Below are 24444 nucleotides of genomic sequence, written 5' to 3' on the forward strand. Positions count from 1 at the left end.
CCGTTAGACGATGCGTGCCATTACCCGGATATAACGCAGCACCACAAACACCAGCGGCCACACCAAGGTGCCGGATAATACCGGATACCAAAACGCCAGGGATAGGCGATTGCCGGCTTGCATGCTTTCGGTGCCGAAAATAATGCTCTGCGATGCAAACAAGCACAAAAACACAAACAAGCATTGCTGCACCATCGGAAATTGCCGCAAACGCCGATGCTCGTTGATACTGAAATAGCAAATCAGCGCATAAATCAAGGCATACTGCCCCAGCAAACGGCCAGTTAATACGTCAGTCAACAAACCTATCGACCAAGCGCTGAATACGCCAAACCGTTCCGGCAAGGCAATGGACCAATAAATTAACACCAATACAATCCAGTCCGGATTGAATACATCCATACTGGGAAACAGTGACATTACCCGCAGCACCATTGCCGCGCCTATGGTAACGATGAAGTAAACGGTGGCGGCAAAATCAAGGCGCGACATGCTCGGCTTCCTTGGCTTCCGGCTCGGCTGGCGCTTTACCCTGCTCGCCTAACACCACCGGCGTGGAATGACTCCAGACGATCAAAAACTCGCGGCTTTTATCCAATTCCGCCTTGGGCGTGGCGTAAATATTGGCAAAGGATTTGTCCGGCCTGGCTTCGAATTTATCCACTACCGCGACCGGATAACCGGCCGGAAATACGCCGCCAAGTCCGGAGGTAACCAGCAAATCCCCCGGCACGATGTCCGCGTTATTCGCTAGAAACGGCAAATGCAGACGATTGGGCTGGCCGGTACCGAAAGCGATGGTACGCAAACCGTTGCGGTTAACCTGTACCGGGACGGCATGGTCGGGATCGGTGATCAGCATTACTTCCGAGCTGGACGGTAATGCTCGCACCACTTGGCCGACGATGCCGTTGGCATCCAAAACAGGCTGTTCCGGATGCACGCCAAAACGCGAGCCTTTGTTGACCACCACCGTGTGTTCGTAAGGCGCCAGTTTTACCGACACCAGCTCCGCTACCAGTACCTGTTCGCCCAGCTGAAAGGAGTTTTCCAGCAACATTCGCAGCCGGGTGTTTTCCTTTTCCAAGGCTGCGAATTTCAACAATTTCGCATCGTTGACGAACTGAGCCTCTTTCAAGCGGCGGTTTTCCTTTTGCAGTTCCACAAAAGAAATCACCGTTCCGGACACGGTCTGATAAAAATCGACAGGTAGACTGGCCAGCGATTGTAAGGGATAGGTGAACACCGATAACAAGGAGCGCAACCGGTCCAGGCGTTCACTGCGATAATCAATCACTAACATCGAAATTGATACCAGCAATGCCACCAGTAAGCGGGTATTAAGTGAAGGGCCTTTGGCAAATAAGAGTTTTATGGCAAACCTCTAACAATCAAAACGCGACGGGCAAGACCGGCACCCATCGACGCGACAGCAAGAACAATCAAGCTCCGCTCATGGGCAGTTCATGTGCCGAGCGGCATAAATTCGTAGAAAAGGCCGCTGTAGCCGCTTTACGCGGTCACAGCGGCCTTTCAGAGATATTCAGTACAGGGCTTATTCCAAAGAAAACGCCGAAGCACCTTTAGAGTCCAACATTTCCAACACCATGCCGCCGCCGCGGGCCACGCAAGTCAAAGGATCGTCGGCGATATACACTGGCAGGCCGGTTTCCTCGGAAATCAAGCGGTCGATGTCTTTCAACAATGCGCCGCCTCCGGTCAACACGATACCGCGACTGGCCACATCCGCGCCGAGCTCCGGCGGGGTTTGCTCCAAGGCCACTTTCACAGCACTGACGATGCCCGATAACGGCTCTTGCAAGGCTTCCAGAATTTCATTGCTATTCAGCGAGAAGCTACGCGGCACGCCTTCGGCCAAATTGCGGCCGGTGACCTGCATTTCCCGCACTTCGCTACCAGGATAGGCCGCGCCGATTTGATGTTTGATTTTCTCGGCGGTCGCTTCGCCGATCAAGGTGCCGTAATTGCGGCGCACGTAACTGATGATGGCATCGTCAAAGCGGTCGCCGCCGATTCTGACCGACGCCGAATAAACAATACCGTTCAACGATATTACCGCCACCTCTGAAGTGCCACCGCCAATATCCAGCACCATCGAACCGTGGGCAGTATCCACCGGCAAACCGGCGCCCACCGCAGCCGACATCGGCTCTTCGATCAAATAAACTTCTCTAGCACCCGCCATGGCCGCCGATTCACGAATTGCCCGCCGCTCTACCTGAGTCGAGCCGCAAGGCACGCAGATCAGAATCCGCGGACTGGGCCGCAACAGTTTGTTTTCGTGGACTTTTTTGATAAAAAACCGCAGCATGCGCTCGGTGACCGCAAAGTCGGCAATCACGCCGTCTTTCAATGGCCGAATAGCAGTGATATTACCGGGCGTACGGCCCAACATACTTTTGGCATCGGCGCCGATAGCGGCGATAGTTTTTTGGCCGCGAATTTTGTCTTCTTTGATCGCCACCACGGAAGGCTCGTTGAGTACGATTCCCTGGCCCGGAACATAAATCAGCGTATTTGCCGTACCCAAATCGATCGACAAATCATTGGAAAACAGGCCACGAATTCTTTTAAACATTTTATGCAGTACCCTAAGCGCACACGGAAAATCCCGCTACTTTAACAATCAAGCAGGTATTTGAGCAAGATATAAAGTATCATAGTTTTACTAAGAAAACCTGGAGTTACAAGAATGTCGTTAACGGCGAATGACGTTAAAAAAATCGCTCACCTGGCAAGGCTGGGCATTGCTGAACAAGATGTCGAACACTATGCAAAAGACCTATCCGGGGTACTGGCATTAATGACGCAAATGGGCCAATTAGACACGACCGGCGTGACGCCCATGGCGCATCCTCTGGATCAAATGCAGCGCCTGCGCGATGACGCCGTCACCGAGACCAATCAGCGCGACCATTTCCAAACCATCGCCCCGCAAACCGAAGCCGGATTGTACCTGGTCCCCAAAGTCATCGATTAAGGACGATTATGCACAAACTTACCCTCACCGAACTGGCAGCCGGGCTGCGCAGCAAAGCATTCTCCAGCGTAGAACTGACTCAACATTTTCTGGACCGCACCCACCAGCACCAGAACTTGAACGCATTTATTACCGTGAACGCCGACAATGCCTTGCAGCAGGCGCAGTCGGCCGATCAGTTGCTGGCTGGCGGCAATGCTGGGCCACTGGCCGGCATCCCCATCGCCCAAAAAGATATTTTCTGCACGCTAGGCACTAAAACCAGCTGCGGCTCGAAAATGCTGGATAACTTCATCGCCCCTTACGATGCCACGGTGGTTGAACACTTCAACAGGGCCGGCGCGGTGATGCTAGGCAAATTGAACATGGACGAGTTTGCGATGGGCTCATCCAACGAAAACAGTTTCTACGGCCCGGTGCGAAACCCTTGGACGACCGATTGCGTCCCCGGTGGCTCGTCCGGCGGTCTCGGCGGCGGCAGTCGCGGCGCGTCTGGCGCCTGCGGTGACCGGCACCGACACCGGCGGTTCGATTAGGCAACCGGCAGCGCTGTGCGGCATCACCGGCTTGAAACCCACTTACGGCCGTGTATCGCGTTACGGCATGATCGCTTATGCATCCAGCCTGGATCAAGGCGGCCCGATGGCGCGTAGCGCCGAAGACGCGGCTTTACTTTTGCAGGTGATGGCCGGCTTCGATCCCAAAGATTCGACCAGCGTCGATCAACCCGTACCTGACTATAGCGCCAGCCTGAACGATAGTTTACAAGGCCTGAAAATCGGTCTGCCGAAACAGTTTTTTAGCGCAGAGCTGGACAGCCAAATGGCCGCCACCATCCACGCCGCGGTTGCCGAATATCAAAAATTGGGCGCGGAAGTCAAAGAAGTGGACATGCCGAATCTGCAGTTGGCAATCCCTGCTTATTACGTCATTGCATCTGCCGAATGCTCGTCCAACCTGTCGCGTTACGATGGTGTGCGTTTCGGTTATCGTTGCCAAAATCCGGCCGATTTGACCGACCTTTACACCCGCTCGCGCGGCGAAGCCTTCGGCGCCGAAGTCAAACGGCGGATTTTGATGGGCACCTATGCGCTGTCGGCCGGTTATTACGATGCTTATTACTTAAAAGCCCAGCAAGTGCGCCGCCTGATCAGCGACGATTTCAAACGCGCTTTGAGCGAAGTCGATTTACTGATGGGCCCGGTCACGCCAAGCACGGCATTCAAAATCGGCGAAAAAACCAGCGATCCGATTCAGATGTATCTGGAAGACATTTACACCATCGCCATCAATCTGGCAGGACTGCCGGCACTGTCGATTCCTGCTGGCTTCATTGACGGCAAACCGGTCGGCTTGCATGTGATAGGCAATTATTTCAGCGAAGCCAAGTTGCTGAATGTCGGCCACCGCTACCAGCAAGCAACCGATTGGCATTTGCAAATACCGAAAGGTTTCGAATAACACGGGAGGCAAGATGGCGCCGATCACGCAATTGTCGCAACTCGACCCCAACGGCACCTATAGCTACGCCGATTATCTGACCTGGCGGCTGGAAGAAAGTGTAGAGTTGATCAAGGGAAAGATCATAGCGATGTCGCCGGCGCCTAGTAGGAAACACCAAAGTGTGTCGCTAAATTTATCCGTCAGTTTGGGCAATCATTTCAAGCACAAGCATTGCAATGTGTACGTTGCCCCTTTCGACGTCAAACTCTATGATCGGCGTAAATCCCTGCTGCAAGACCGCGAAGTGTTCAGCGTCGTGCAGCCGGATTTGTGCGTCATCTGCGACAAGGAAAAATTGACCGAACAGGGCTGTGACGGCGCGCCGGATTGGATCATCGAGATTTTGTCGCCTGGCAACAGCCAGAAGGAATTAAGATTGAAATTCCAGTTGTATCAGGAAAGCGCAGTCACTGAATACTGGATCGTGCACCCCTACGAACAAACCCTGTATCAGTTCGTGCTCGACCAAAATCAAAAGTATCAGTTACACGCCATGCACCCCGGCGACGAAATCGCTACACCCTATTTATTCCCCGACCTGCAAATCGACCTGAACGACGTTTTTGCCGAATAAGCTTTAAAGGAACCAAGAATGAACTCACAATGGGAAGCCGTCATCGGCCTGGAAATCCATACCCAACTCTCCACGAAATCGAAAATTTTTTCCGGTGCAGCCACCGCTTACGGCGCGGAACCCAATACCCAGGCCTGTGCGGTAGATTTGGGCTTGCCGGGAGTTTTGCCCGTATTGAATAAAGACGCCGTGCGCAAGGCCGTCACCTTTGGCTTGGCGATTGATGCCGAGATTGCCCCGCATTCGGTGTTCGCCCGCAAAAACTATTTTTACCCGGACTTACCGAAAGGCTACCAGATCAGCCAGTTCGAACTGCCTATCGTCGGCAATGGCCATCTGGACATCGAAGTCGATGGTGTCAGCAAACGCATCGGCATCACCCGCGCCCATCTTGAAGAAGATGCCGGCAAATCCTTGCACGAAGACTTTCACGGCCTGACCGGCATCGACTTGAACCGCGCCGGCACACCCCTGCTGGAAATCGTTTCCGAACCGGATATGCGTTCGGCCAAGGAAGCGGTCGCTTACATGCGCAAGCTGCACGAACTGGTGCGCTACCTGGAAATCTGCGACGGCAATATGCAGGAAGGCTCGTTCCGCTGCGACGCCAACGTCTCGGTGCGCCCGAAAGGCCAAGCTGAATTCGGCACCCGCGCCGAAATCAAGAACATCAACTCCTTCAAGTTCGTCGAAAAAGCCATCAATCACGAAATCGAGCGGCAAATCGATGTCATCGAAGGCGGCGGCAAAGTGGTTCAGGAAACCCGCCTGTACGACGCCAACAAGGACGAAACCCGCTCGATGCGCAGCAAGGAAGAAGCCAACGACTACCGCTACTTCCCCGATCCCGACCTGCTGCCGGTATTGATTGAAGAAGCGTTGAAAAAGGAGATTCGTGCCACACTGCCGGAATTGCCGGACGCCAAAAAGCTGCGTTTCATCGAGCAATACGCCCTGGATAACGAAAGCGCTACCACCTTGACGTCGTCGCGCGAATTGGCCGACTTTTACGAAACAGTGGTCAAAGCCTCGGGCGGCGAAGCCAAGCTGGCCGGCAACTGGCTGACCGGCGACGTGTTGGGCGCATTGAACAAAGCCGGATTGGAAATCGGCGACTGTCCGGTCAATGCCGGGCGTCTGGCCGGCCTGCTCAAACGCATCGCCGACAACACCATCTCAGGTAAAACCGCCAAACAGGTATTCGATAAGCTCTGGAACAGCACCGACAGTGCCGACGAAATCATCGAAAAAGAAGGCTTGAAGCAGATCACCGACAGCGGCGCGATAGAAGCCATCGTCGATAAAGTGATCGCCGCCAATCCGGTGCCGGTCGAGCAATATCGGGCCGGCAAGGACAAGGCGCTGATGGCTTTGGTCGGGCAGATCATGAAAGAAACCCAAGGCAAGGCAAACCCGGGCGAAGTGAACAAGATGTTGATTGCCAAGCTGAAAAGCTAAGTACTCAAGGTATTGCCTCAAGGGTGGCCGGAAAAATTTCGGTCTCCCGCGCTCAAGCCGATCATGCTTCGACAGACTCAGCACGAACGGCTTGACGACAGAAGGCAGGGCTTCCGGAACAGCCTAGCAGACAACCGAAATTGTTAAATCACGACCTTGGAACCCTATCGGCGGGCAGATACAAAATTTCCGGCAATACCAATTCCCAATGCTCGCAACGCAGATTTTCGGTAATGCCGGCGGTTTTATGCCTTACCGAAATGGCGGCAACCCGCACCGCCACTATTCTGCCTGCTGGCGGCGCAAAAGCCTTGGCCATCCGCGTGACCGCCACTCCGTTTAGATCCGCCAGTTCCCATCCGCTTTGCCCATCGCTTCTGGCGCGCAATATCAACTCGCTGCCGACCTCCAATGCCGCAATCGCTCGATGAATAGGCTTATCCGGCCCATAGTATCCCGGCCAATCAAGCCAAACTTGTTCAAGGTTAGCCACCCACGTACGTTGACCCAGCGCTGGCAATTCTCGACTGAATTGTGGCTGGGTTTTAACGCAAAGCGCTGCGCAGTCCCGGATAAAAGCATGCCGTCCGCCCCGCTTGGCGCACAAAGTCAGGGTTTTGCGAGCACGGGTCATTGCCACATAAAACAGCCGCCGCTCGTCATCGCTGCTCTGCTGCCAGCCGCCGGCGTCCAGAATCAGCACATGATCAAACTCCAAACCCTTGGCTCGATGCGCCGTCAATAACAGCAACGGGGCGTGCCGGCTGTCGTTTGCCCCGGACTGGCTACCGGAACCGAATTCGTAAAGCGCTTCGACAACATTGCTGACCACATGCTGACAACCTGGGGTGACGGTCTCAGCAGAGATAATAAATTGCGCCAGCATGGCTCGATAAGGATGTTCGATTAGCTCATCGACAACCTGCCGGTAGCGGCGCTTAAACCAGCGAGACAAGGTTCCGTAGCGCAGCAATACTCTGGATTTACCGGACTTGCGCCGCGGCTTGTTCAACAAAGCCAGTAAGCTGTGGCCTTCCCTTGTGCCGTGCAAACTCAGCAAAGCAATGTCACGCAGCAGCCTCACCGGGACCCCTTGTAGACGACATAATTCAGCCAGCGGCTCCAATGTTTCCCAATGCCTGGCGATCACTGCAAACCGGCCCCAATGGCTGGTTTGGCCCGAGTTTGCCAAATGATTCAGCCGCACCAGCTCGGCCAGCGCCACTTCGACTTCCCCATTGATTAGCCCCGGCATTTCCAGGATATGTACCCTGCCTTGCGTCAAACTATCCAATTCGGCAAATTCGCCGCCGTCCGCCGCATCACGGCGCGCGTAATTGATTTGGATAGCGTGCTGAATTTTCATCCGCTCCCGCGCCGGCGCAATCACCCAGTTTGCACAATGAATGATCTGCGCGGTGGAACGATAGTTTTCAATCAGATAATAGGTCTTGGCCTGATAATCCGTGGCAAATTGCTTAATGAAACGCACATTCGCTCCGTCAAACGCATAAATATTTTGGTCATCGTCGCCCACCGCCAACAACGACAATTTGTCTTCCTCGCTGTTGATCGCCCTGCCGGCCAGCGCGCTGATCAACGCGTAATGGTCGGCGTTGATGTCCTGATATTCATCCACCAGCAAATAGCGCAAACCGGACAGCAAGCGGTCGCGCTGGATGCCCGGCCCGAGCTCGTCGCCCTGCTCCGCTTGCTGCAATAAAGCCGTGGCGGATTTAAATACCGCCTTAAAGTCGACTTGTTCGCCATGCTCGGCGGCCACCGCGTAACTGGTGCCGGTCAGCCGCATCGCCAGACTGTGCAGGGTTTGCACAGTCACCCCAGCGGCATCGGCGCCGATCAAGGCCCACAAGCGTTTGCGGATTTCCACCGCCGCCGAACGGTTATAGCTCAACACCATAATGTCTTCCGGCAACACCATGCATTCCCGCAGCAACCAAGCCACCCGATGCACAATCACCTTGGTCTTGCCGGAACCGGGGCCGGCCAATACCAATTGACTGCCTTCCAGCGGCGCGGCGACGATCGCCTGTTGCTCAGGGTTTTGCAGGTCGGTGAGGATGCGCCGATGCGCGGCTTCGGTGGTGGCCATTTCCAGAATATCCTGGCGACCGGCGAAATAGCGGCGCACGAATTCGTGTCTATCCATGCCAAAGTAATCGACGATAAACGCCATCGCCGCCTGAATCTTACCCAGCGCCAGCCGGGCGTATTCGGCCATCACATGCACCTGGATAATCTTGTCCTTGTAATGCAAAGCCAGTTCGGCGTAGTCGGACTTTTTAAACTGCCGGCGCCGGGCTTCGGCATTCAGCTGAATGCTCATCGCCGCGCGGAACACCGCCTTGCCGCGCGCCAGATGCAAAACTTCGTTGCTGTCCAGATAAATCAGCGCCGCCGCCAAGGCCACCTGCCAATCCCGCACATCCAGATCCTGCAAAGTCAGATCGGCTTGCAAAGCCGCTTCCAAATCGCCCTGCTTGCAAGTGACCAGCAGATTATTGCCCTGGCGCTTTGCTAGAAAGTAATTCAGCAACGCCTGAGCCAGCCGCATGCGTTTGTGGCGGATGGTGTCGATGTCCTGCCAGCTGCGCAGCAATTTCAGATAGCGATTATCCTGACCGGCCGGACGCAACGCGAAAAAACCGCGCAGACCATTGCCATCGCCAAAGGCTTCGGCGAACGACTTCATCAAACGGGTCAATTTGTCCGGCGTCAATTCCACGCCAGCCTCGCGGCGTAAGCTGTCACATAGCCGGCGCACGTTCAAAATTTGCCATTGCTCGCGATCCGCATCCGGCGCAGCCTCGCGCAGACTGGCAATCAAGGCGTCTTCCAGCTTACGCAAGTCTTCCAGTCTGTCGGCGGTATCGGGGTCTCGGTACAAGGTCACGCCGATTTCGGTATCGTTGGATACCAGTTTAAAACGATCCAAGTCCCGCAACATGCTCTGCACTTCGTGGGAATTGCGTCCCGTGGCCAGCATCAAATCGTCGGTGCTGATGCCTTCGTCATCTTCGCTATAAAACAATTGCGACAGCAGCACGATGTACGGCTCGATGCCGGCGTTCGGCCCCAGTTTTTTCTGCAGCAAGACTCGGGCTTCATCGATACTGGCCACCTGCAAACTGCCCGGAAATACCCGGGTATGATTTTCCTGGCGCTCCAGCAAACGCGCCTCTTCCAGCCATGCCACCGCGATGCGGACCTTGGTATCGGCATCGGCGGCGTCGGGATCGATGCCATGCTTGTCCGGAATTTCCAACAAAATTTCGCCGCTGGTGACCACCACTGAACCTTCGCTGCGATCCTTGCGCTCGATCCCGCGCAAGGCTTTTAGAATGGCGGAAATGTCATGTTGCGTCAGCCTGGAATTGCGCAACAGCCGAAACTGCACATCCAGATCAGCATCGTCGTACAGCAACACACAGCGCGCCAAGTCTTGATCGCGGCCCGCCCGGCCCGCTTCCTGTAGATAATTTTCCAAGGAACCCGGCGTATCCAAATGGATCACCAGCCGCACATCGGCTTTATCCACACCCATACCAAAGGCATTGGTGGCGGCGATGACGCGCAGTTCGCCGGCGATAAAAGCTTCCTGCACCTGGCGCTTTTGCTCGGGCTGCATGCCGCCGTGAAAGTAGCCGCAATCCAGGCCGGCCTGTTTTAAAAATTCGGCCATTTCCTCCACGGTCTTCTGCCGGGCGCAAAACACGATGGCACCGCCCTCGTCGCGCAAGCTTTGCTCCAGCAAACGCAGCACTTCCGGGTATTTGGCTTGGGCCGGCACCGCATGTACTTCGTACTGCAAGTTTTCCCGCCTGACGCCGCCGGTCAAGCACGCCAGCGGAATGCCCAGGCGCTTGCGAAAATGCCCGACAATATCCTCTACCACGTCCGGCTTGGCGGTGGCGGTAAAACAAAACACCGGCGACGGTTTGTCTTTTTGCCGGGCCTTGATAAAGCGCGACACGTATAAATAATCCGGACGAAAATCGTGGCCCCATTTGGACAGACAATGCGCCTCGTCGAACACCCACGCCCCCACTTCGCGATGCTGCAAAGCCTTGGCAAACGCCGTACTTCTGAATTGCTCTGGTGCGATAAAAATTAACCCCAAATCGCCCAGCCGCAACTTATCCAGCATCACCTGCCGCTCCATGGGGTTGAGCAAGCTGTTGATGTAACCGGCGCAGGTAATGCCGCGCGCTTCCAGGTTATCGACCTGATCCTTCATCAAGGATTGCAGCGGCGAAATAATCACCGTCAGGCTGCCGTTGCGGTAAAACCGCGCCAGGGCCGGCAATTGGTAACACAGCGATTTGCCGCCACCGGTCGGCAGAATCGCCAGGGTCGGCGCGCCAGCAAAGCCGTGTTCGACGATGGTTTGTTGCAGGGACTTGCCATCCTCGGTAGTCGGCGTCGGCCTAAACTGCGTGATGCCCGGAAAATAGCGCGGCAGCAGTTGCGACAAATCATGCTGTTCCCGGCACCAGTCACATTCGGCGTCACCACACGGCACATCACGCAAGATCGCGATCAACTCGCGGGTTTTCGGGAACGACAAACTCACCCAAGGCGGCAGTACGGAATTGCCGCCCGAAACCCGCAACCAGGCCAGTACGTAAGCCAGCGGCTTGTGCCAATCCGGCTCCGGCAAATAGTCGTTGACGATGTGTTGCTGCCCGGTTTGACACACCTTGCCGTCGGTAGCCCGCCGCCAAGCCGCTTGCGCATCGCTTAAGGACGGCCGTAACGCCGCACGCAAGCTGGCAAAGAAATTCGCCACACCCTTGCCGTTTTCCGGCGCCAATAAAAAATGCAGGCACAACGCCTCGTCAGGATGTTCAGCCACCCGCTGGCGCAAGGCGTCGGCCTGATCCAAAAACAGCTCATAAGCCAGTTCCGCGTCGCGGACCGGGTCGTTGCGGGTGGTGGTGCAGAGTTTGTAGTCCTTCACCAGGCGGTGATAAGGATTCTGCGGAAAGGCCACCGGCGACAGCTCCAGCGTATCGACCAAAGGCAAGCGGTGCAAAACAAGATCGGGATGCAACACGGATAAAGCCGGCTGATCGAAGGCAATCACGTTATGCCCCAACACAAACGCCGCGCCTTCGCTGATGTGATCCAGCTTTTGTGTCAGATCGGCAGCCTTGCCGGATAAACGCAAGCGCGCATCAGTATCCGGCCGGTACGCGCCAATCTCCCGCAGCCGCAAGCTATCCTGCCGGGCGGTTTCGATGTCTATGCACAGGCATTTGGCTCGGATTCTGTCGGGTGGTTGAGCCATTGTGTCGGGGAATGGGGATGAACGTGGATGTTTAGGTTAGCGACGCTTTGTGCTATTCGGCCGACCCGCCATACGCGAAGCTATAGGGGCCGGGGGAAATGGGGCTTAACCATAGCGCAACAAACGGGTCTTGCCTAGGTTAGCTTGACCAAGCGCACTGACATCCTGCCTTTTCCAGGATTTTTTCCCAATAAAGAGGGTGTAGACGGCTTACTTTAACCAGGCAAATTCGAAATGACACCTCTTATTTTGTACTACAGCTTTCCTAAAAGTAGTTTGCCGCCATCGAAAGCGTGGCTCTTGGTCGCGCCGGTTAAACGACTCTGTGCTGCAACACCAGGGAAGCCATCAAAAATACCAAGCTTACCAAGACGATGGCGAAAGACTGATTGCTACTGCGTCTGGCACTTGCAAGCTGGTTTTGCAGGGCATGATTTGTAATCACTTCGCCCTGATCGTAAAGCGCAAAAATACTGTTCAATGTCCCCGTGGCGGTGTCAAAGAAAGCCGCCGGATCAATCGCCGGCTTATCCGCGGTCAGCAATTTTTGCTCGATATGACTAATAAAACCGGTGATGTGAACATAAACCGCAGCCGAAGCCTGCTGGAAACTGCTGTCGGCAACCATGGACATGTTAGCGTTACCCATGCCGGCTTCAACCCGTTCGATGGCCTGACGGATGCGGGTAATCAGAAAACCCAGCTTAATCCTATCGGTGATCCGGCAGCGGCCGGCCGCAGCAATACCGGTGCCGATAGCCCGCGCCTGACCTATTGCCTCAGCGGTATCCGGCAAGAGATGCCACAGAATTTCTATAAAGCTGAACGGACAAATACTTTCCTGGTGTAATTGACTATGCTCCGCTATATCTCGAATCAAATTGAGAATAGTGCCGGCCAATAAACAGTGTCGTTCAAAACTTGCTTCCCTGGTCAGATGCAGTACGGAAGGGTGTAGTTGTTTCCAGGCTTCGCGGATACCAACGAACGACTGCAACGATTCCGGCGACTGCTTAAACTGCCCGGAGAGTTGCTCGAGCTGCCGATCAATGTCCGATTGCAAGACCGTGATTTTGTATTTAAAGCTCACATCGCCGTTCAAATAAGCGCTCACCATGCCGCGATGTTGTTGTATCTGCGTCAATAGGTTTTTCAAAGCGCCGGTCATTTCCAGGTAATGCAGTTGCCCACGTAGATGCTCAAGGCGCGTCCGGCGATTTTTGTAGCACATAAATGCCGCCGTACTGGCGATCACCGCCGCCAATAAAAACAATACAGAAACATAATCGGGCACGTCTAATTCCCCTTTTATTGGTTAATGAGCAACGATTTGCGCCAATTTAGCCAGATGCCTGGCTATTTCAGCTGATTCCTGGGCCGCATTGCTATTTTGTTCAACGCTGTGGGCAATCGTCTCGATGTTGCGGCCGATCTCCTGGCTTACCTGGGTTTGCTGTTCGGCGCTGGTTGCTATCATCGTGACGTTATTTAAGGCTTGATCCGCATACTGCCGAATCTCAGCCAGCGATTGCTCAACTTGGAAAGCTTTGTTAATGCCTTGTTCCGTTTGATCACGAGTAGCCGCGATAGATTGGACGGCTAAATGAATTTTTTCCCGGACGGCTTCAGTGGTACCGGTTATTTCCTCGGCAGACTGTCGCACCCGTTGTGCCAGCGAGCGTACTTCGTCGGCTACCACGGCAAAGCCGCGACCGTATTCTCCGGCACGCGCGGCTTCTATCGCTGCATTCAGAGCCAGGAGATTGGTCTGATCGGATATAGCCTTAATCACTTCCGAGATACTGGCAACCTGTTGGGAATGTAACTCCAGATTTTGCATCAATTGAGCCAGGTCCTGAATTTCGCCAAACAGCGCGTTCATATCGGCGATAAAGCTTTCGATGGCCCGATGGCCTTGCTGGGAAAGCTGCTGCGTGGTCGACGATATTTTTTCGGCATCCCGGCATTGCCCCGCCACGCCCATGATACTGGCCGACATTTGTTCAATCGCCGCCGCCATCATCGTGGTTCTTTCGCGTTGGTTATCGAGTTTTTCGGCGACGAAACCGGCTCCCTGGTTGAGTTGGTCGGCAGCATAGGTCACCTCTTGAATAGACGCATGCACATCGCCTATGCGCCGACCCAAGGCTTTGGCGGCTTCGTTAAAACCGCTATACAACTGCGACAACTCGTCCTGACCGGTAAGCTGTAGACGCATATTAAAGTTGCCAAGCTCTAACTGCCTATGTGCGCCGATCAATGCCGCAATCGCACCCGATAGGGACGAATATAATGCTGACAACACCAGTATCCAAGCCAGATTAGCGGATACAATCACCAACCATTGCGGCCCGGAAATTGACACGCCCGCATCGACGAACATAGCCAAGGGCAGCACGCTGGCCAACACAATTAGCATCAATATCAGCGCAAATTTATTTTTTAGCTTGAAGCGACCGAGAAACGAGTTAACCAGCAATACGGACATTTTGATGCGCCTTCAGTTTAGACATGCCGATCTACCAGCAATTTTCTCGCCAGCAAAATTGTCCGATACCTCCTAAGCCAAATAAGGGTGCGACGCACCAAAAGGACGAACTTCCCGTTGGAGTTCACAAAAATACGCACCAAGTTGACTCAAACCCAGGAGCGCATTAATTAGAACCCGATGTCGAAACCAACAGGCAATAAAAAAGCCCAACTGAGACCAGTTGGGCTTTGATAATTTGGTGGGTGGGAACTATTTTATTAAGCTCTGCAGGCATTGTTTTACATAAAAATTGTAAGAACCGCATTTCTCCATGCCTCCACCATTGAAGATTACTATTATTCTTTCCAATTTTCAGCAGACAACGGTAATTCATTCAACTCCGCTCGCGCTTCCTGCCAATTAGGGTAATAACCGCTCAAAATGGTTAGAAAACGCTCATTATGGGCAGGCTCAAATAAATGCACCATTTCGTGCAAAACAACATAATCCAACAAGTGCTTAGGCTTTTTGACCAATTCGGTGTTTAAACGGATATTACGCGCTCGCGGATTGCAACTGCCCCATTTAGTTTTCATACGTCGCAAAAAATAGTGCGCCACTTCGACCCCCAGTTTTACTTGCCATTTGGCAATCAATGGTGGGATGGCTTGATGCAACAATACCTTGTGCCATTCGTGAATCAGCTCTGCACGATTTTCTAAAGCACTGTCTGCCGGTAGGTACAGCGTAATACACCGATGATCGACTTTGACAAATGGTTTGCCGTTGCGCTCGACGACAGTTAATAGGTGTCGTCTCCCCCACAGATAATGGCTTTCTCGCTCGACAAATTGCCTGGGCATCTCCCTGGCCTGATTACGCAGTTTGGCCTGCTGGTCGCGTATCCAACCCAACTTTGAGATGGCATAGGCTCTGGCCACTTCCAAACGTGTGTCCAATGGCGCCGCCAACGTGACGCGGCCTTCCGGCGGATGCACCGACAGATGCACGTTCTTGATGGCCTTGCGGGTAACAGCGATGCTGATGTCGCCAAGCTCGATTGTTTCCGACATCAATATCCCGGCTGGTTCTTGATGATCTCGAATAGGGCCAGCGTGGCATTCGGGTTCTTGTTCAGCATTGGGTACAAGAAATTCTGAACGACGCGCTCTTTGGTTTCATCACCCTTCCAGCCCGCCGGCGCTTGCTCCCTCATGGCATGATCAATTTTTAGGGCCAGTTGCGCACGCTGATCGCTATAGTCGGTCGTGGGTTCCTGCACCTGAGACGTCGGCGTGGCTTCGGGCATCAGGTCTGCCAGATTGTTGTAAATGACGATGGCCTCGTGTTTGCCATGCAACATGGCGGGAATGCCGGCCTCGGGTTGTTTGGCCGCCAAGCGTTTGACCAACGCTTCGGCCTTGCGCAAAAACGCCTCATAAGCGGCCGTATCCGCCCGGCTTTGCTTAATCAGATAGTCTAACAGCTTGGACATCTGCGCATAGAACCTGGGGTCGGTCAGCTGGTCGCGAATGATGGTCTTGCGAACGTTGTTGATAATCCCCTCGGCGATAGCATTCTTCGACAACTTGCCTTTCTGGTTCAGTTTCTTGGCAATGGCGTCGTGGATACCGGTCTCGATGATCAGCTCGGTCAGCGACATTTCACCCAGTTCCCCTAATTCCGCCGCCGGGTCGGCCTGGATGTAAGTGTTGATCAGGTGGCGCATGTCAGCCTCGTAAGGCTTGATGTCCAGTTCTTCACCCGAGTGTTTCTTGATGGCGGCCCGAATCTCGGCGTAGAACTCCACTGCCTTTTTCAATGCCTCGGCCTCAGCCTCGGAATAACCCGCCTCGGTCAGTTCCTGGGCGATGTCAGCGTAGGCACGGGCAAAGATCGCCACCGCCTTGTAGAAGGTCACCCGCAATGCTTCGGTTTCGGTTAGCGCGTCGGGGTTAGCGGCATCGCCGCAGAAATAATGCAGGTACTGCTCGACTTCACGCGGCGGCAGTACCGGTTCGCACAGGTAGTGCAGTGCTTGACGGGCATCGTCCAGTTGCTTTTTGCCTTCTTCCAGCCAGTTTTTCAGGTGCACGTTGTTTTCGCCACCGCTGCCCTGGTCGATGTCCAGTTCGTCGGAACTGTATACCGCGATAGCTTGTTGCACATCACCAAAGAGTTTCTTGAAGTCGACGATATGGCCGTAGTCCTTGTCGTCGCCATCCAGCCGGTTGGTGCGGCAGATCGCCTGGAACAGATTGTGGTCGCGCAGTTCGTTGTCGAGATAGATATAGCTGCAACTCGGCGCATCGAAGCCGGTCAGCAGCTTGCTCACCACGATCAGCAATTTCAGGTTAGCCGGCTCGTCGATAAAGCGGCGCTTCATCTCCGTTTCGTATTTCTCGGTAGTCGGAAAATCCTTCAATACCAACTGACTATAGGTATCAAACTTATAGCGTTCATCGCTGTTGGCGGGTTCTTTCGAGATGGCATTGGCATTCGGTTCGTACGAGGTAATGATGCCGCAGTAGGCGCCAAAGTGGGTATTTCGGAACAGCCGGAAATAATGACAGGCATCGTAAATGGAGGCGGCCACCAGAATAGCGGTGCCGCGGTCGTTGTTCAGTCTCGGTTTAAGGGCGAAATCGGAGATGATCTCGGCGACCACCTCCCGCTTGCGGCCTTCGGCGCTCATCAATTCTTCCATCGTCGCCCAGCGTTTACGCAACGCCGCCTTCTGAAAGTTGTTGAGGTTTTGGGTTTTCCGCTCGAACCACTCGTCGATTTTCTTCTGCGAGGTCAGCCGTTCGGGCACGTCGCGGGCCTCGTATTTCAAATCCAGCACCACTTTATCGGCCACCGCCTGATGGAACTTGTAGGTATGGATGTAGGTGCCGAACACGTCCCGCGTCATCTGCTTGTCCTTGCGCAGCAGCGGCGTGCCGGTGAAGCCGATGAAGATCGCGCTTTCCAGCCAGCGCTTCATCTGTCTGTTCATGTCGCCGCCTTGAGTACGGTGGCATTCGTCCACAAACACATAAAAGCGCCCTGCCACCTTCGGCGGCGCGCCTTTCAGATCAGACACGTCGAACTTATGGATCAACGCGCACAGCAAGCGCGGCGTAGTCGCGGCCAGCTTAGCAACAAAATCCGCCCGCGAGGTGATGCGCGGCGAAGCCGAATTTTCGCCAATCACTCCGGCATTGCGCATCACGCCGACAATCTGCTTATCCAACTCGTCGCGATCGGTGACCACCAATATCCGCGCCTCGGGATCGTGCTCCAGCAACCACTTGGCGATCAGCACCATCAAGATGCTCTTGCCGCTACCCTGGGTATGCCAGATCACCCCACCCTCGCGCTTGGCGATGCGTTCCTGCGCGGCCTTAACGCCGTCGAACTGGTGTTGGCGCGGCACTTTTTTCTGGCCGGCGTCGAAGATGATGAAGTTGCGGATCAAGTCGAGTAGCGTGGCTTTGTTGCACAACTGCGCCAACGGTCTATCCAGCAACGCGCCAACAACCGGCGCGGCGCCCGCTTCGGCAGGCGTTTGATCCTTCCACTCCACGAAGAACTGCTCCGGCGTGCCGGTGGTGCCGTAACGCAGCCCTTGCGAATCGCTGCCGGCCAACACCAGTTGCACCGTGCTGAAAAAGCCTTGGTTGAAAATAGCTTCCTGATTGGTAATGAGCTGGCGGATGCCGTCCGCCACATCCACCGAACTGCGCTTTAACTCGATCACCGCGATGGCAATGCCGTTGATATACAGCACAATGTCCGGCCGCCGCTCAAAGCCGCCTTTCAGCGTCACTTCCTCGGCCAGCGCAAAGTCGTTTCGCTCGGGACGCTCCCAATCGATCAAATGCACGGTTTCATGGGACACACCGGTGGCAATTTGCACCGGCACGCCGTAACGCAATAAATGATAGGTGCGAAGATTGGCTTGATAAGGCGTGATGCCGCTGACGTCGGCGGCGGTCTCCAGCTTTTGCAAAGCGGCGGCGATATGAGGCTCGGAATAGCCACGCGCCATCAGGTTGTCGTGAAGCAATGCGGTTTCGATAGGACGGTTGTGCTCGCGTTTGCTCCAGTCGCCCAGGTAACGGTAACCCAAGCCATCCGGCAGTGTCGGGTCGGCAAACAAGGCGACGACGCGGTTTTGGGTGCTACGTTCTGAACGACTGTGCCGCTCCCTCATGAATTAGGCTCCTATTGCCTGTCGGTTTGTGGTTGCAATTTCGCCAGCATGTTTTCGACAACGGTTATAAAAATCGGACTTGGTATTTTCACCCGCGTTTTAGCCGGCGTTTTCACCCGCACTTTCAGCAACCGACTGCACTGGCAGTAGGCTCGGTGCACCATCACCAATCAGCGCCGGTTTACCGTCTTGCCAGACTACTGCATACTGACCCAGGCGGCGTTTGCGCTCTAACGCTTCACCAACCGCTGCCGTAAGGCAATCCAGAAGTTGTTTCTCTTTGGCGGGAATCGTGTTCATCGTTGGGCCTCGTGCAACAGTTGCTGATAAATCGCGATTTGAAAAATCGTTTCAGTGCCGCCATCGCGGGTGAATACCAGTTCCGGCGCCTCGCCGGTATTCAGAAAACAGCAGACATAATCCACCGCATCGGCATAAACGCCAAACAGATTGCGCAAACTACGCGGAAAGCGGCGGACAATGTAGGCAGCAGGTATCGAATGACCGCCATGCTTGACCCGTTCCGCGACCCGCATCTGCGATATTTCCACTGCCGGCAGGGCCAGATACAGCAACTCCACCCGCCAGCCTTGACTACGTAAGCGTTGAATCAAGCGTAAATAAGTACGACCGGATAAGGTGGTTTCAAAGGCAAAATCCCGGCATGCCAGAATATGCTGCTCTATTTCCCGCAAGAACAAGCGGCTGGCGGCAATGGTTTGTTCCTCGGGTGCCAGCGGCGACAGGCCGGCGGCGATCAGGTCGGCGTTGACGAAATGGCGGCACCGCGCCAGCGGCAGGTATTTCAAGGCGAACGTGGTTTTGCCGGCGCCATTCGGCCCGGCGATGATGCGGCAAACTGGCGGGGGTACAGCCGTCATAGCAACCTCGTCTTGCCGGTGAGCAGTTCCTGCATCATGCCCTGTTTCAGCGCGCGGGTTTTGTCGCGGCGGGCTTCCAGCGCTGCGAGTTCGGCGTCCATGTCCGCAAGAACCTCTACGATTGCTTTTTGCTCTGCAAGCAATGGTAATTTGAGGACGAACTTCTTCATATCTGTCCCATAAAGGTGAAATACCGTCGTACCTGTAACGAGCCTGAGCACTTGATCTTCTTCACGGCGAATTACATGACTGAGGAATGTACCGCATACTTGCGCAGGGTCAGTGCGGATCACAAGAATGTCGCCGCCCAATACAACTTCATCAATAACTACACAACTCGCCTTCGCAAGGCCACGAGGTGTGACGTCGGATGTTGGCATTAGAACGTCATTCGCGACCGATCGAAAATCGCCAGTGTTCTTGTCCGTTCGGCTTATAGTTTCTCGAATTGTCTCGCCATACTGAGTAAAGAGTTCACCATAATGAATACATGGTTCAGAACCGAACGGTGTAAGGGCGCTTTTTGGTAAGCCCTTGCCTTTGTAGAATTTCGCCAAATCCCCCAACCGCTTAATCTCCCACTCCCCACTAAACCCCGGCAAGCGGGTTTGGCCGGTGAGGAGTTGTTGCATGGCGGCCTGTTTGAGATCGCGCTTCTTGGCGATCAGCCGCTCCAACCCGTCCAGCAACGCATCCACATCGCTCAACGCCGCCGCGATGGCGCGTTGTTCGAGTAGAGAGGGAGGAACAGCGATTGGAATTTCTGAAAGAGTCCGCGAACCAATGTTTGGTGGGTCAGAACCGGCCATCGCTTCGTTCATTGCATCAACGAAGTGGCGAGTCTGTATCACGTAGTAAATAAAATCCAAGTTTGCTGTGGTGCTTGGAATAACTTTTGCGACACGTTGATTCAGAAGGGCCGGAACATCTTCCTTGCGGAGCTTAGTAACTTTTAATTCATTGCCGAGAATTGGGCGGGTTAACGCCATAACAACATCGCCCTCCTGAAGTAAGTACTGGCTAAAGTCATTCGCATAATCACTTGGTAAATATGACACATCGGACCAGACTACCCGCTGCTTACCAACATTGGCAATCTTCAGCCATTTAATTCCGTTACTGGCAGCCGCTTCGCTTTTGAAAGCGTTACCACCAAAATATGTAGCCAAAACACCAGACTCAAGGCAATCCCAATCCTCCGGCACAACCCCCACCTCCGTCATCTTGTAACCCGGCTTAATCAAAGTCGCATTTCCAACCTGCAAGCTATAACCCGCGCTGGCTTCGTTGACCGCCGATTGCGAGTTATCGGAACAACCATGTTGTTTACTCATCGGCTTCCGCCTCCCGCAAGCTCAGTTCCAGTTCGCGGCGCAGGGCTTCGCGGTCGGGTAGATAGAGCTGGTATTTCTGCACAAAGAGCTGGCTGTTCATGCCGTAGGTCGCGTATTCCACCAGCAATTCATCCTTGTTGCGGGAGAGGATGATGCCGATGGGCGGGTTGTCGCCCTCCACGTTTTCTTCGTTGGCAAAATAGCCCAGATACAGGTTCATTTGACCGATGTCGTGGTGCTGTACGTCGCCTAGCTTGAGATCGATGAGGACGAAGCAGCGCAGGATGCGGTGATAGAACACCAGATCAACTTTGTAATGACTGTTGTTGATGGTCACGCGGTATTGCCGCCCAACAAAGGTGAAACCTTTGCCAAGTTCTAGCAAAAAAGGCTGAAGGTGATCGCAGAGTACGGTTTCGAGCTGAGTTTCTGAAACCTGGTACGGCTCTGGGATTTTCAGGAATTCGAAAACATAGGGTTCGCGCAACACGTCGGCAGGCTGTTCGATGAGTTGGCCCTGCGCGGCCAGTTGCAGGATGCCGGCCTTGTCCTTGGAGGCAGCGAGGCGCAGAAACAGCGAACTGTCTTTTTGCCGCATCAACTCCCGTACCGACCAGCGTTCACGGATCGTTTGCTGTTGGTAGAAGCCACGCTCTAGCGGTTCGCCGATCTTGAGCAACTCGACAATATGCGACCAGCTCAATTGGTCAGACAATGTCTGACTTTTTTGCGCATCCGGGAAGCATTGATAAAACAGGCGCATGTAAACCACATTGGACCGACTGAACCCTCGACCATGACGCAAACACAGGTCACGGGATAAATTGCTGATCAGTGCCTTGCCATATTCCGCTTTGTCCTTTCCGCCTTGCTCGAATTCGACGATGTGCCGCCCGACTTGCCAATAGGTTTCGGTGAGGTGCACATTGACGGCCCGCACAGCCCGGGTTCTACCTTGAGTATAGGTGTCTGAAATCCGATCCAGCAGGTTTCGGTAATCCGGGGAGGCTGTGAGGTTTTGCATATCGGTACTCATACCGGAAAGCCCATCTTCTTCAAATGCTCATCGACGCGCGCCGCCAGCAATGCCACCTCGTCTTCCAACTGCGGCAAAGGCGTGGCATAGCGTTCGGCCAATTCTCGAATCCGGCCGGTCAGGGTTTGCGAGACTCTATCCAGTTCGCCCTGCACGGCGGCAGACAGATGCGCCATCCACTTGTCGGCTATGACCAAGGTTTTGATTTCGGCTTCGGTTAGCATGAGGTATTTGTCGCAGGCCAATTGGTCGAGCGCGGTTTCGGCTTCCTTGATCTGTTTTTTCAACCCGCTGATCTGGTTGCCCAGTTCCAGCCACTGTTTCAATACCTTCAACTCGTCGGCGCCATCCGGGTCTTTCCCTATCTCCTTAATCCGATCTTTGATCGCAGCGGCATTGATACTGTCGTAGCCGGAAAAGATGGCGTCTTCGCCGCTGTGTTCTTCTTCCAGCTCGGCCAGGCTAGAGGTGGTCGCCTCCAGTTCGGCTTGTTTGGCTTCGATGGCAGCCTGTTCGTCGGCAAAATAGCGGGCGACGATATACGGCTTGGGGATCAGATCGCCGGCCCAACCCTTGTCTTTGGTTTTGCCTTTCTTATCGGTTTCGATGATGCGGGTCGGTTGGGCGACCCAGCCGTCGGCGGAAATCAGGTAGCAATCGTCCTGCATGGTTTCGGCCCAATAGTCCATCAGGTGCTGGTAAATGTCGTAGGCATCCAGCAGCGGCGCCGGCTTGAAGGTATTCAACAAGTCTTCGGCGATGGTTTCGATCAAGGCCTTGGGGTGGCTGTCCTTAGCAAAGCCGGTGAGCAATGGCGTGACGGCGTCGCGCCAATGTTGAAAGCGTGCGGTGGCTTGGGCGTTGAAGGCGGTGAATTCGGCGTGGCCGAAGATGGCGGGTTTGACCTCGGCCAGCGGCAGCGTTAATTGCGCGTAACCGGGTCGCTCCCTCTCCTGCTGGAGAGGGTTGGGGTGAGGAGAATCAGAATAAAGTAAGACATTGATTTCTGTCCCCTCACCCTGCCCTCTCCCGGAGGGAGAGGGTTGGTTACTTTGTTTGGCGGCGCTTTCCTCAAGGCGAGGGGAGAAAAGAGCGGCGCGCACGCCGGGCAGCACTTGCCAGTAGTCGGCCAGCGCATCCAGGTCGCGTTCTGGGATGCCGCCGTTGAGGTGGCCGTTGATGTCTTGAATATCTTCCGGCTCGCTGCTGTCGATGTAGCGCGGCAAGTTCAGGTTGAAGTCGTTTTTGGGGTCGGCGATTTCATCGAACGCCACCATGCGAGCATAGCGCGGCACGTCGGCTTGCTTGCCGAAGGTGTCGACGATTTTGTGGATGTCCTGTTCGCGCAAGCGGTTTTTGTTGCCGTCCTTGATAAAGCCCTTGCTGGCGTCGATCATGAACACGCCCTTGCGGGCGGTGGCGTTTTCCTTGTCGATCACCAGGATGCAGGCCGGAATGCCGGTGCCGTAAAACAAGTTGGCGGGCAGACCGATGATGCCTTTCAAATAGCCGGAGCGGACCAGTTGCTGACGGATCACCGCTTCGGCATTGCCGCGAAACAGCACGCCGTGCGGCAGAATGCAGGCGGCTTTGCCGTTGGCTTTCAGGCTGCGAATGATGTGCAGCAGATAGGCGTAGTCGCCTTGTTTGGCCGGCGGCTCGCCCCAAACAAAGCGCTGGTAAGCATCGTCGCCCGGCGTCAGGCCGGTGCTCCAGGTCTTGTCGGAAAACGGCGGATTGGCGACCACGTAATCGTAAGTGCGCAGGTTTTCGCCGTCTTTGAACTTGGGCGAGGCCAGCGTGTTGCCGGACAGGATGGTGGCGGTCGGGAAGTCGTGCAGGATCATGTTCATCCGCGCCAAACCGGCAGTGGTGACGTCTTTTTCCTGGCCTTCGAGGGTAATATGTTTGCCGGCTTCGGCGGCGACTTTTAGCAGCAAGGAACCGGAGCCGCAAGTCGGGTCGTAAGCCGTCGTCGAGCCTTTGGCGTTTTCCGGCGAAATGCCGATCACCTTAGCGATGATACGGCTGACTTCCGACGGCGTATAAAACTGGCCTTTGCTCTTGCCGCTTTCGGTGGCGAAGTGGCGCATCAGGTATTCGTAAGCGTCGCCGAGAATGTCGTCGTGCTCGGCGCGGTTTTTGGAGAAATCCAGCTCGGGCTTTTGGAAGATACTGATCAGGTTGGAGAGCTTCTCCACCATGTCCTTGCCTTCGCCGAGTTTGTTGGGATCGTTGAAGTCGGGAAAGTCGCTTTTCGACAAGCGGGCGTTGGCGTTGACCAAGGGGCCGATAATCTGGGTGTTGATCTTGTCGCCGATGTCACTCTTGCCTTTGAGGGCGATCATGTCCTTGAAGCTGGCGCCGGGCGGAATCACCACCGGCGGCGCGAAGTCGTCGCTGTCGGCGTATTTGTCGGTGATGTATTTGATGAACAGCATGAACAGCACGTAGTCCTTGTACTGACTGGCGTCCATGCCGCCACGCAATTGGTCGCACGAGGCCCATAGGGAGGAATAGAGGTCGGATTTTTTGATGGCCATTGATGAGTATTTATAACTACTATGGTTTGCTCATTAGCTTTAAAGCAAAGCACCAAGATTTAGGAAGCACGATTGTTTTTCCATAAATAAGCTACTTGTCTCAAGCTTGCTTGCCCGATCATGTGGCTCTGTTAG

The 24444-nt window shown here is 54.6% G+C and carries 16 protein-coding genes and 1 pseudogene; 4 read left to right on the plus strand and 13 right to left on the minus strand.

Features of this window, described 5'->3' with window-relative positions:
- Positions 1-3 precede the first annotated feature (3 nt).
- The 3 genes from mreD to ACH5Y9_RS17720 all read right to left on the minus strand — a co-directional run bounded on the left by mreD (position 4) and on the right by ACH5Y9_RS17720 (position 2599).
- The gene (mreD, locus tag ACH5Y9_RS17710; RefSeq protein WP_033156055.1) at positions 4-492 is read right to left on the minus strand and encodes a rod shape-determining protein MreD; all 489 of its coding nucleotides are present in this window, start codon (positions 490-492) and stop codon (positions 4-6) included.
- Positions 479-1375, minus strand: coding sequence for a rod shape-determining protein MreC (mreC, locus tag ACH5Y9_RS17715; protein WP_101052071.1), 897 nt, complete (start codon positions 1373-1375; stop codon positions 479-481). The genes mreD and mreC overlap by 14 nt, the downstream gene beginning before the upstream one ends.
- 180 nt (positions 1376-1555) lie before the next feature.
- Entirely contained in the window at positions 1556-2599 is a 1044-nt protein-coding gene (locus ACH5Y9_RS17720) for a rod shape-determining protein (protein ID WP_020484718.1), read from the minus strand.
- A gap of 114 nt (positions 2600-2713) precedes the next feature.
- Here ACH5Y9_RS17720 and gatC point away from each other — a divergent pair, with 114 nt between their 5' ends.
- The 4 genes and pseudogenes from gatC to gatB all read left to right on the plus strand — a co-directional run bounded on the left by gatC (position 2714) and on the right by gatB (position 6536).
- Positions 2714-3001 carry an Asp-tRNA(Asn)/Glu-tRNA(Gln) amidotransferase subunit GatC gene (gene gatC, locus ACH5Y9_RS17725; protein WP_445367012.1) on the plus strand — a complete coding sequence of 96 codons (288 nt, stop codon included), beginning with the start codon at positions 2714-2716 and terminating at the stop codon, positions 2999-3001.
- An 8-nt stretch (positions 3002-3009) separates the two neighbouring features.
- A pseudogene (gene gatA / locus ACH5Y9_RS17730) lies at positions 3010-4462 on the plus strand (Asp-tRNA(Asn)/Glu-tRNA(Gln) amidotransferase subunit GatA).
- A 13-nt stretch (positions 4463-4475) separates the two neighbouring features.
- Positions 4476-5078: a Uma2 family endonuclease gene (locus ACH5Y9_RS17735; RefSeq protein WP_445367013.1), complete on the plus strand. Its 603-nt coding sequence runs from the start codon at positions 4476-4478 to the stop codon at positions 5076-5078.
- 18 nt (positions 5079-5096) lie between these two features.
- The gene (gene gatB, locus ACH5Y9_RS17740) at positions 5097-6536 is read left to right on the plus strand and encodes an Asp-tRNA(Asn)/Glu-tRNA(Gln) amidotransferase subunit GatB (RefSeq protein WP_445367014.1); all 1440 of its coding nucleotides are present in this window, start codon (positions 5097-5099) and stop codon (positions 6534-6536) included.
- A 148-nt stretch (positions 6537-6684) separates the two neighbouring features.
- Here gatB and ACH5Y9_RS17745 read toward each other — a convergent pair whose 3' ends face one another.
- The 10 genes from ACH5Y9_RS17745 to ACH5Y9_RS17790 all read right to left on the minus strand — a co-directional run bounded on the left by ACH5Y9_RS17745 (position 6685) and on the right by ACH5Y9_RS17790 (position 24309).
- Positions 6685-11847 carry a RecQ family ATP-dependent DNA helicase gene (locus ACH5Y9_RS17745; protein WP_445367015.1) on the minus strand — a complete coding sequence of 1721 codons (5163 nt, stop codon included), beginning with the start codon at positions 11845-11847 and terminating at the stop codon, positions 6685-6687.
- A 313-nt stretch (positions 11848-12160) separates the two neighbouring features.
- Entirely contained in the window at positions 12161-13141 is a 981-nt protein-coding gene (locus ACH5Y9_RS17750) for a nitrate- and nitrite sensing domain-containing protein (protein ID WP_445367016.1), read from the minus strand.
- 21 nt (positions 13142-13162) lie between these two features.
- The gene (locus ACH5Y9_RS17755) at positions 13163-14335 is read right to left on the minus strand and encodes a methyl-accepting chemotaxis protein (RefSeq protein ID WP_445367017.1); all 1173 of its coding nucleotides are present in this window, start codon (positions 14333-14335) and stop codon (positions 13163-13165) included.
- A 338-nt stretch (positions 14336-14673) separates the two neighbouring features.
- Positions 14674-15390, minus strand: coding sequence for a M48 family metallopeptidase (locus tag ACH5Y9_RS17760; RefSeq protein WP_445367018.1), 717 nt, complete (start codon positions 15388-15390; stop codon positions 14674-14676).
- Positions 15390-18515, minus strand: a complete 3126-nt coding sequence (locus ACH5Y9_RS17765) for a type I restriction endonuclease subunit R (protein WP_445367019.1) — start codon at positions 18513-18515, stop codon at positions 15390-15392. The genes ACH5Y9_RS17760 and ACH5Y9_RS17765 overlap by 1 nt, the downstream gene beginning before the upstream one ends.
- A gap of 99 nt (positions 18516-18614) precedes the next feature.
- Complete coding sequence (locus tag ACH5Y9_RS17770; RefSeq protein WP_445367020.1) at positions 18615-18815, minus strand: hypothetical protein; 201 nt, start codon at positions 18813-18815, stop codon at positions 18615-18617.
- Positions 18812-19396, minus strand: a complete 585-nt coding sequence (locus ACH5Y9_RS17775; protein WP_445367021.1) for a hypothetical protein — start codon at positions 19394-19396, stop codon at positions 18812-18814. The genes ACH5Y9_RS17770 and ACH5Y9_RS17775 overlap by 4 nt, the downstream gene beginning before the upstream one ends.
- Complete coding sequence (locus ACH5Y9_RS17780; protein WP_445367022.1) at positions 19393-20730, minus strand: restriction endonuclease subunit S; 1338 nt, start codon at positions 20728-20730, stop codon at positions 19393-19395. Before ACH5Y9_RS17780 ends, ACH5Y9_RS17775 begins: the two co-directional genes overlap by 4 nt.
- On the minus strand, positions 20723-21754 hold the full coding sequence (locus ACH5Y9_RS17785) for a PDDEXK nuclease domain-containing protein (RefSeq protein WP_445367023.1): 1032 nt from the start codon (positions 21752-21754) through the stop codon (positions 20723-20725). The genes ACH5Y9_RS17780 and ACH5Y9_RS17785 overlap by 8 nt, the downstream gene beginning before the upstream one ends.
- Positions 21755-21762: 8 nt before the next feature.
- Positions 21763-24309 carry an N-6 DNA methylase gene (locus ACH5Y9_RS17790; protein ID WP_445367024.1) on the minus strand — a complete coding sequence of 849 codons (2547 nt, stop codon included), beginning with the start codon at positions 24307-24309 and terminating at the stop codon, positions 21763-21765.
- Between the last annotated feature and the right edge of the window lie 135 nt (positions 24310-24444).

The organism is Methylomonas sp. BW4-1 (genome assembly GCF_052474385.1).

Coding starts and splice junctions, on each gene's coding strand:
- mreD (WP_033156055.1), bottom strand. CDS start 492: ATGTCGCGCCTTGATTTTGCCGCCACCGTTTACTTCATCGTTACCATA.
- ACH5Y9_RS17720 (WP_020484718.1), bottom strand. CDS start 2,599: ATGTTTAAAAGAATTCGTGGCCTGTTTTCCAATGATTTGTCGATCGAT.
- gatC (WP_445367012.1), top strand. CDS start 2,714: ATGTCGTTAACGGCGAATGACGTTAAAAAAATCGCTCACCTGGCAAGG.
- ACH5Y9_RS17735 (WP_445367013.1), top strand. CDS start 4,476: ATGGCGCCGATCACGCAATTGTCGCAACTCGACCCCAACGGCACCTAT.
- gatB (WP_445367014.1), top strand. CDS start 5,097: ATGAACTCACAATGGGAAGCCGTCATCGGCCTGGAAATCCATACCCAA.
- ACH5Y9_RS17745 (WP_445367015.1), bottom strand. CDS start 11,847: ATGGCTCAACCACCCGACAGAATCCGAGCCAAATGCCTGTGCATAGAC.
- ACH5Y9_RS17755 (WP_445367017.1), bottom strand. CDS start 14,335: ATGTCCGTATTGCTGGTTAACTCGTTTCTCGGTCGCTTCAAGCTAAAA.
- ACH5Y9_RS17760 (WP_445367018.1), bottom strand. CDS start 15,390: ATGTCGGAAACAATCGAGCTTGGCGACATCAGCATCGCTGTTACCCGC.
- ACH5Y9_RS17765 (WP_445367019.1), bottom strand. CDS start 18,515: ATGAGGGAGCGGCACAGTCGTTCAGAACGTAGCACCCAAAACCGCGTC.
- ACH5Y9_RS17770 (WP_445367020.1), bottom strand. CDS start 18,815: ATGAACACGATTCCCGCCAAAGAGAAACAACTTCTGGATTGCCTTACG.
- ACH5Y9_RS17775 (WP_445367021.1), bottom strand. CDS start 19,396: ATGACGGCTGTACCCCCGCCAGTTTGCCGCATCATCGCCGGGCCGAAT.
- ACH5Y9_RS17780 (WP_445367022.1), bottom strand. CDS start 20,730: ATGAGTAAACAACATGGTTGTTCCGATAACTCGCAATCGGCGGTCAAC.
- ACH5Y9_RS17785 (WP_445367023.1), bottom strand. CDS start 21,754: ATGCAAAACCTCACAGCCTCCCCGGATTACCGAAACCTGCTGGATCGG.
- ACH5Y9_RS17790 (WP_445367024.1), bottom strand. CDS start 24,309: ATGGCCATCAAAAAATCCGACCTCTATTCCTCCCTATGGGCCTCGTGC.